General features: G+C 73.4%; 7 protein-coding genes and 1 pseudogene. 2 read left to right on the top strand and 6 right to left on the bottom strand.

Annotation, left to right across the window (positions count from 1 at the left end; genetic code table 11):
* From KS423_RS09575 to KS423_RS09550, 6 genes and pseudogenes are all read right to left on the bottom strand, one after another.
* Positions 1-736 (bottom strand): annotated as a pseudogene (locus tag KS423_RS09575) (sugar ABC transporter permease); the annotation flags it as partial.
* Positions 733-1,533 (bottom strand): ATP-binding cassette domain-containing protein, encoded by an 801-nt coding sequence (locus tag KS423_RS09570; RefSeq protein WP_224277186.1) that lies wholly within the window; start codon positions 1,531-1,533, stop codon positions 733-735. The pseudogene KS423_RS09575 and the gene KS423_RS09570, both read right to left, overlap by 4 nt.
* Before the next feature lie 35 nt (positions 1,534-1,568).
* Positions 1,569-2,669, bottom strand: coding sequence for a substrate-binding domain-containing protein (locus tag KS423_RS09565; protein ID WP_224277184.1), 1,101 nt, complete (start codon positions 2,667-2,669; stop codon positions 1,569-1,571).
* Between the two features lie 218 nt (positions 2,670-2,887).
* On the bottom strand, positions 2,888-3,253 hold the full coding sequence (locus tag KS423_RS09560) for a hypothetical protein (RefSeq protein ID WP_224277182.1): 366 nt from the start codon (positions 3,251-3,253) through the stop codon (positions 2,888-2,890).
* Between the two features lie 136 nt (positions 3,254-3,389).
* Complete coding sequence (locus KS423_RS09555; RefSeq protein WP_224277181.1) at positions 3,390-4,067, bottom strand: HAD family phosphatase; 678 nt, start codon at positions 4,065-4,067, stop codon at positions 3,390-3,392.
* Positions 4,068-4,136: 69 nt separating this feature from the next.
* A complete protein-coding gene (locus KS423_RS09550; RefSeq protein ID WP_308020162.1) occupies positions 4,137-4,970 on the bottom strand; it encodes a cytochrome P450 in 834 nt (277 codons plus the stop codon).
* On the opposite strand from KS423_RS09550, the gene KS423_RS09545 reads away from it, so the two are divergent.
* Positions 4,927-5,505 (top strand): putative glycolipid-binding domain-containing protein, encoded by a 579-nt coding sequence (locus KS423_RS09545; RefSeq protein WP_224277170.1) that lies wholly within the window; start codon positions 4,927-4,929, stop codon positions 5,503-5,505. The genes KS423_RS09550 and KS423_RS09545 overlap by 44 nt on opposite strands.
* Before the next feature lie 65 nt (positions 5,506-5,570).
* Positions 5,571-6,059, top strand: coding sequence for an SRPBCC family protein (locus KS423_RS09540; protein ID WP_224277168.1), 489 nt, complete (start codon positions 5,571-5,573; stop codon positions 6,057-6,059).
* The last annotated feature ends 185 nt before the right edge of the window (positions 6,060-6,244 follow it).

The raw sequence follows: 6,244 nt of genomic DNA, 5'->3' as shown, positions 1-6,244 counted from the left end.
TGAGGACGGCCAGTGCCCCGGCGCGGATCGCGCTGTCGGCGGCCGGCGGTGCGGTGAGGCCGGCGGCGCGCCGGCGGCGGGCGGTGTGCAGGCGGGCGGCCAGGTAGAGGGCGGGGGCGAGGACGGCCAGGCCCCAGGCGTAGGCGATGTCGCCGTCGCCGAGGAAGGTGGTGTCCAGGCTCGCGACGACGCCGTCGTGGCGGTTGTTGACGGTGCCGGCGTCGCCCAGGACCCACTCCTGCAGGCCGCTCCAGGCGAGCATCCCGGCGAGGGTGACCACGAAGGCGGGCACCCCGACGCGGGCGAAGAACAGGCCGTGCAGCAGGCCCATGGCGCAGGCCGCGCCCAGGGCGGCGAGGATCGCCACCCACTCGCTCCACCCCTGGCGCACCGCCAGCACCGCCGCGATGGCAGCGCTCGCGCCGGCCACCGAGCCGAGCGAGAGGTCGATCTCGCCGAGGATCAGCACGAAGACGACACCGACCGCGATCAGGCCGGGGCCGGCGATGAAGCGGGTGATGTTGGTGAGGTTGTCGGCCTGCAGGAAGTGGTGGGTGACGGACTGGAAGACGACCGCGATGACGACCAGGCCGACGACGACCGGCAGCGAGCCGAGCTCGCCGGAGGCCAGGCGTCGGCGGACGGCCTGCGCCCGCCCTGCCCAGCCCTGCGCGGGCGGGAGCAGCCGCGGGTCGGCGACCGGAGGGGGTGTGGCGGGTGCTTCGGGGGCGCTCATACGGCCTCGGCCTCCTCGGTGTGCTCGGTGTGCTCGGTGCGGCGGGCCCGGCGGGCGTGGGCGTTGTCGGTGGCTCCGGTGATCGCGGCGACGATCTGCTCCTGGGTGGTGCCCGCCACCGGGAAGACGCCGTTGTTGCGGCCCAGGCGCAGCACGGCGACGGTGTCGGCCACCGCCCGTACGTCGGCCATGTTGTGGCTGACCAGCACGACCGCCAGGCCCTGCTCGCGCAGCCGCTCCACCAGGTCCAGGACCTGGGCGGTCTGCTCGACGCCGAGCGCCGCGGTGGGCTCGTCCAGCACCACCAGGGCCGGTTCGCCGACCAGGGCGCGGGCGATGGCCACCACCTGCCGCTGCCCGCCGGACAGCGCGGCCACCGGTGTGCGCACGTCGGGGATGCGGATGGCGAGGGTGTCCAGCAGCCGGCGGGCGTGCTGCTCCATGGCGACTTCGTCGAGCAGGCCGCGGCGGCGTTTCTCGCGGCCGAGGAAGAGGTTGGCGATGACGTCGAGGTTGTCGCACAGCGCGAGGTCCTGGTAGACGGTCGCGATGCCGAGGGCGGCGGCGTCCTGGGGGCGGGCCAGGCGGACCGGCTCGCCGTGCCAGGTGAGGGTGCCCTCGTCCACGGGGTGGACGCCGGCGATGGTCTTGACGAGGGTGGACTTGCCGGCGCCGTTGTCGCCGACGAGGGCGAGCACCTCGCCGGCGTGGACGGTGAGGTCGACGTCGGTGAGGGCCTGGACGGCCCCGAAGCGCTTGGAGACCGAGCGCAGCTGGAGGACGGGTGCGCCTGTCACGGGAACGACCACCTTGGGGGATGGGGTGCTTGAGGCTACTTGAGACCGGCGGCGGCGCACGCGGCGGCGTAGTCGGCGGTGCAGATGTCGGAGACCTTGTAGATGCCGTCGGCCAGGACGGTGGCGGCGATGGTGTCCTTGGTGACGATCTTGGCGTCCAGCAGCTTGGTCGGGATGTTCTTGGCGGTGGCGCTGTCGACGCTCGCGGTGGCGATGGTCTTGACGTCCTTGCCCTGGAGGAGGGCGACGGCCAGTTCGGCGGCGGCCTCGGCCTGCGGGCGGTAGGCCTTGTAGATGGTGTACGCCTGGTCGCCGTTGACGATGCGCTGGATGGCGTCCAGGGAGGCGTCCTGGCCGCCGACGGGGACCTTGATGCCGGCGCCCTTGAGCTGGGTGATGATGGCGGCGGCCATGCCGTCGTTGGCGGAGTAGACGGCCTGGAAGCCGTTCTTGCCGAACTCGGTGACGGCGGCGGAGATCTTCTGCCCGGCGACGGTGGGGTCCCACTGCCCGGACTGCTCGTAGACGACCTTCTTGACCTTGCCGTCGAGGACCTTGTGCGCGCCGGACTTGAAGTCCGCGGCGTTGGGGTCGGCCTCGTCGCCGTCGATCATGACGATGTTCGCCTCGGCGGCCTGCGCGCCGAGCGCGGCCAGCAGGGCCTGGCCCTGGAGTTCGCCGACCTTCTCGTTGTCGAAGGAGGTGTACGCGGCGACCGGGCCGGCGGCCAGGCGGTCGTAGGCGACGACCTTGACGCCCTTGGCGGCGGCCTCCTGGACCCAGTCCTGGGTGGACTTGGCGTTGTACGGGTCGAGGATGATCACCTTGACGCCCTGGGCGAGCAGGGTGTCGAACTGCTGCTTCTGCTTGGCGGCGCTGCCCTCGGCGTTGTTGTACAGCACCTTGCACTGTGCGCACAGGGCCCTGACCTTGGCTTCGATGAACGGCCGGTCGAAGGACTCGTAGCGCACGGAGGAGGCGTTCTCGGGCAGCAGCAGGCCGATGGTGTTCGGGTTGCCGGAGGAGGCGGATGCCTCGTTCTTGGCGCCGCCGGCCTTCCCGCAGGCGGCGGTCATGGACAGGGTCAGCGCGAGGCCCACGGTGGAGACGAGGGCGCGACGCAGGACGGCGTTCATAAGGGTGCCTCTCCCTGGGGTCGCCGCGGCTTCGCGGCGGGGTGGGGGGAGTCAACCCTGGGCGCGTACATGACGTCAATAAGTAAAACCAGACTGCCTGGAATCCATCTCCACTCGTTATCTTCGTGAACACGCTTCAGGGGAAGGGCGCGCGAAAGACGGGAGCGCCCGCCGGTCCCCCGTGCGGCGGGCACTCCCTGCTCAAATCTGACGTTATGTCAGGGACGGTCGAGCGTGATCGAGTTGATCGGCCCCAGGTCGTAGTAGACGCCCTTCGGGGAGGAGAGGTCGTAGACGCAGTCGGCGCCGCCCGAGCCGCGGCACAGGTGGGCGTGCGCGCCACCGGTCTGGTTGTTGAGCACCCAGTGCATGCCGTACTGGCCGCTCAGGTTGTGCGCGCCGTAGCTCCAGTAGACGGCGCTGGGGCGGACCGCCGGGTCCTGGCCCTGCGGGTAGACGCAGACCGCGCCCGACGGGCAACCCGCCCAGTCGCCGTCCGCGGCGCCGGCGCCGCCGGCCCCCATCGTGGTCAGGGCGGCGGCGGCCAGGGCCAGGGCGGCGACGGCGTGGGTGATCCTGCGCATGATGGTTCTCCCTTGGCTGGTACGAGGACGGGCGATCGATCCGCCCGGTGCCCGTCAGCCTAGGAATCCCGTGCCCGCAGCGGTCCCTGACATCTGACAGGGGCGCGCCTGCTTGCCCCGCGAGCCCGAGGCCCCGCTACGGAAGGGGGAGCGCGGCGGCCCCGGCGACCAGCGCCGGCAGCTCCCGCATGTCCGCGAAGGTCCGGGTGCCCGGGCCCGCCAGCCACGCCTGCGGGGTCAGACCGCCGTGGAAGCCGAGCGAACGCATCCCCGCCGCCCGCGCCGCGGCCACCCCGTACTTGCTGTCCTCGACCACCAGGCACGCCGCCGGCTCCACACCCATCGCGGCAGCCGCGTGCAGGAACAGGTCCGGGGCGGGCTTGCCGCGCTCCACGTCCTCGGAGCTGAAGATCCGCCCGGCGAAACGCGCCAGCAGCCCGGTCCGCCCGAGCGTGGAGCGCAGCCGCGAGTGGCTGCTGGAGGACGCCACGCAGTCCGCCACCCCGGCCCGCTCCAGGGCGGCCAACGCCTCCACCACCCCATCCACCGGGGCGAGTTCGGCCGCGAGCACCTCGTCGTACAGGTGCTGGAAGCGCTTTTCCCAGCCCGGCTCCAGCGGCACGCTCGCGTGCGCCTCGATCTCGGCCGTCATGAACGCGTGCGAACGGCCCAGGAACCGCTCGACGATCTCCTCCTGCGACAGCGGCCACCCCACCTCGGCGACCACCCGCGCATCCACCCGCACGGCCAGCCGCTCGCTGTCGAGCAGCACACCGTCGCAGTCGAAGACCACCAGCTCGACGGGAACAGACATGCCGCCACCCTACGGGGAGCCCGCCGCGCGGCGGCCGGGGCGCCCGAGGGGCGGGCCGGGACGGGGGCGTCAGGAGGCCTTCGGCGCCGGCGGGCCGAGCAGCACCGGCAGCGCCCGGTGCCCGTTGGAGATCAGCGAGTCGACCGGCTCCAGCCGCGCGCCCGGGGCGAACGCGAGGTCGGGGAAGCGCTCGAACAGCCGGCTCAGCGCGGTGCGCCCCTCCAGGCGGGCCAGCGGCGCGCCGAGGCAGAAGTGCACGCCGTGGCCGAAGGCGAGGCGGTCCTTGACCGGCCGGGTGACGTCGAAGTCGGCGCCGCTGTCGCCGTAGCGCACCGGGTGGCGTCCGGCGGCCGCGTAGGCGGCGAGGATCGCCTCGCCGCGGCGCACCGTCACCCCGCCGGGCAGCTCGATGTCCTCCACCGCGAAGCGCATCGGCAAGTGTGCCACCGGTGCGTTGCGGCGCAGCGCCTCCTCGACCACGTCGTCCCAGCCGGCCTCGCCCGCGCGCACCAGGGCGAGCTGGCCGGGGTGGGTGAGCAGGTCCGTGATGCCGTTGTCGATCAGGTTCACGGTGGTCTCGTAGCCGGCCGAGACGATCAGCAGCACGGTGTCGCGCAGCTCCTCCTCGCTCAGCGCGCGGGAGTCGCCGTCGCTCTCGCTGTCGCGGGCGGCGATCAGCAGGGAGGTCAGGTCCTCGCCCGGCTCGCGGCGCTTGGCGGAGATCAGCTCCTCCAGCAGGGCCTGGAACGCGGTCGCGGTGGCCGCCGACTCCTCCGGGGAGAGGGTGGTGGAGAAGACCTTGTCGACCATGCCCCGGAAGGTGACCGTCACGTCGTCCGGCAGGCCCAGCAGCCGGGAGATGACCTGGATCCGACCGCACCGCCGACCCACCTGGCGGGTCACCGAGACCGCCGGCCTGGAGACCTCCTGGATCGCCCTCGGCCCCACCGCCCTGACCGCCCGCGGCCGCGTCGCCGCCGCCGAGCCCACGCCGTACTGGCTCGACTACGAACTCGACACCGGCGACGGCTTCACCACCCGCCGCATGCACATCACCGCCCGCACCCCCGACACCGCCCGCACCCTCGACCTGCGCCGCGACGAGACCACCGGCCATTGGACCGTCGACGGCACCCCGCGCCCCGACCTCGACGGCGCCCTCGACTGCGACCTCGGCCTGTCCCCGCTCACCAACACCCCGCCCGTACTGCGCCACGCCCTCCACCGGCAGCCGGGCGAGCACCACTTCCTGATGGCCTGGATCCGCGTGCCCGAGCTGGTGGTCGTGCCCTCCCGCCAGACCTACACCCACCTGCGCCGCCACGAGGACGGGCACGCCACCGTCCGCTACGCCTCCGGCGACTACCGGGCGGACCTGCTGCTGGACGCGGACGGCCTGGTCGCCGACTACCCGGGCCTGGCCCGGCGCATCACCTGACGAGGCGCCCGGTATCCACGCCCGATACGCTCGGGCAGTTCCCCGACCCGCACGAGGAGGCCCCGATGCCCTGGTTCGCCCTGGAGCGCTTCGACGCGTCCTTCTTCGACACCGCGCCGCACCGCCACCGCTTCCGGATGGACCTGCCGGTGGCCCCGCACAGCGTGTGGGAAGGGCTCGCCGGCGCGGCGCCGCTGTCCTGGTGCCGGGGCCTGGCCGGCGGGCGCTACACCTCGCCGGCCCCGCACGGCGTCGGCACGACCCGGGAGATCACGGCACTTCGGATGCTGCACCTGCGCGAGGAGTTCGTGCACTGGGAGGAGGGCAGGCGGCACGCGTTCTGCGTCACCCGGGCCAGCCTGCCGCTGTACCGGCGCTTCGGCGAGGACTACCTGGTCGAGCCCCTCCCCGCCGGCGGCACCCGCTTCACCTGGACCTTCGCCTACGAGCCGACCCCACCGCTGCGCCGCCCCGCGGCACTGACCGACCTGCCCGGGACGGCGTTCCTGCGCACACTGATCGCCGACACCAAGCGGCACTTCGGCGCGGCGTGAGCCCTCGGGCCCGGGGGCTCACGCCCCCTGGCCCCGGCTCAGGGCCGTAGGCGTGCGGGAAGACGCCCACCGCCTCGACGGCCGCCTCGTGCGGATCCGCGTCCGGCCGCCGACCGGCTCCCGGGCTTCGACGCCTGGCGTGCGGAGGCCCCCGGCGGCGAGGGCCTCCGCGCCCACTGGGTCCT

The sequence above is a fragment of the Streptomyces sp. LS1784 genome, from assembly GCF_020103755.1.
In the GTDB taxonomy this organism is placed as follows: Bacteria; Actinomycetota; Actinomycetes; order Streptomycetales; family Streptomycetaceae; genus Kitasatospora.
The sequence above is the reverse complement of the archived record's forward strand: the minus strand, read 5'-3'. Positions and strand labels throughout refer to the sequence as shown.

What these genes read in the sequence shown, in the direction of transcription:
- KS423_RS09545 (WP_224277170.1), top strand. Translation starts at nt 4,927, where the DNA reads ATGACCTGGATCCGACCGCACCGCCGACCCACCTGGCGGGTCACCGAG.
- KS423_RS09565 (WP_224277184.1), bottom strand. Translation starts at nt 2,669, where the DNA reads ATGAACGCCGTCCTGCGTCGCGCCCTCGTCTCCACCGTGGGCCTCGCG.
- KS423_RS09560 (WP_224277182.1), bottom strand. Translation starts at nt 3,253, where the DNA reads ATGCGCAGGATCACCCACGCCGTCGCCGCCCTGGCCCTGGCCGCCGCC.
- KS423_RS09540 (WP_224277168.1), top strand. Translation starts at nt 5,571, where the DNA reads ATGCCCTGGTTCGCCCTGGAGCGCTTCGACGCGTCCTTCTTCGACACC.
- KS423_RS09555 (WP_224277181.1), bottom strand. Translation starts at nt 4,067, where the DNA reads ATGTCTGTTCCCGTCGAGCTGGTGGTCTTCGACTGCGACGGTGTGCTG.